The organism is Mycobacterium innocens (assembly GCF_900566055.1).
Lineage (GTDB): Bacteria > Actinomycetota > Actinomycetes > Mycobacteriales > Mycobacteriaceae > Mycobacterium > Mycobacterium innocens.
The window spans coordinates 1-1437 of sequence record NZ_UPHQ01000262.1 but is presented as its reverse complement, the minus strand read 5'-3'; the positions used below and the strand labels follow the sequence as shown (position 1 = coordinate 1437).

Genomic DNA, 1437 nt, shown 5'->3' with positions numbered 1-1437 from the left:
GCCCCACCGGTAGCGAACAGCCCGCCGGTTCCTCCAACGCCACCGGTACCGCCGGTGTCGCCCAACCCGCCGGTGCCGCCGACGCCGCCGTTACCGAACAGCAATCCGCCCTGGCCGCCGATACCACCGGTACCCGCGCCGAAGCCGCCCGCACCGCCGGCGCCGCCGGTACCGAGGAGCAGCCCGCCGGCCCCGCCCGTTCCGCCGGTGCCGCCGTCAACGTTGGTTGAGGAAAACCCGCCGGCACCGCCGGCGCCGCCGGTGCCGAACAGCAACCCGCCGGCCCCGCCGTTGCCGCCGGGCAATCCGGTGCCGGTGCCGGACATTCCGCCGGAACCGCCGGCTCCGCCGTTGCCGATCAGCTACCCGGCGTCACCGCCGTTTTGGCCCGTGCCCGGCGCTCCATTGGCGCCGTTGCCGATCAGTGGGCGTCCGGTGAGGTTCTGCACCGGCGCGTTGATCGCGTTGAGCAATTGTTGTAGCGGCGACACGTTGGCGGCCTCGGCGCCGGCATAGGACGCCGCACCCGTGTTGAGGGCTTGGACGAATTGCTGATGAAAAGCCTGCGCTTGGGCGCCGAGGGTTTGATAGCTCTGCGCATGGGCGCCAAAGAACGCCGCGATGGCCGCCGACACCTCGTCCTCCGCGGCGGCCAACAGGTTGGTGGTCGGTGCCGCCGCGGCCGCGTTGGCCGCGCCGATCGTCGAACCGACGGCCGCCAGATCCGATGCCGCCGTCGCAACTGTGTCCGGCGCCGCGATCACAAATAACATCAGAGATCCTTCCGCGGTCATGACGGCCCTGGTCGCCGGGCGACGTCAGACGTGAAGGCATCGTATGCCGTTCCCCGACACCGGCACGGCGTATTGATCGGGTTGCTAGGGCATTCTGGTGTGCCGCGCCGTTGTTGCTCAGCCGGTGGTTTTCGGACCGCTACCGGCGCGGTTCGGTGGTGGCTCATGATTTGCACACCTTGCTCACATGCGGGTAGTTTCAGCTGCACGTCCGCACTGCCAAGACGGGACCGGAGTGGGTTGTACCCGGCCGCTCACCAGGCGGTGTGGTGACACTTTTGGCACATCTTCGGCCGCGAGGAAGTGCAGATCGGTGGAGGTCGACCGTCGAGGGGTCGGTCGCCATCCGCCGGATTTCCCACCGCAATTCTTCATGTATGCGCGACGCCGTTGCACGCGAATCCCGTTGGGATTATCTCAACTACGGCAATCCGCTGATCCCGCTTGCGCCCAGCAAGATCCCGCCGAGGCGGCCGGTGCCGCCAGCCGCGGGCGTGGGGATGGTGCTGCCGTTGCCGATGAGCACCGCGTTGCCGCCGTCACCGCCTGGCCCGGCCAGTAGGCCGGCGCTACCGCCGCCACCGCCTGCACCGCCACCGCCTGCACCGGCGCCGTCGACGCCGAAGCCACCGGCTCCGTCGTC

At 69.6% G+C, this 1437-nt stretch carries 2 pseudogenes; both read right to left on the bottom strand.

Annotated elements, in window-relative coordinates:
- Positions 1 to 773: pseudogene (locus EET03_RS31995) on the bottom strand (PE family protein); the annotation flags it as partial.
- Between the two features lie 442 nt (positions 774 to 1215).
- A pseudogene (locus tag EET03_RS30475) lies at positions 1216 to 1437 on the bottom strand (PE family protein); the annotation flags it as partial.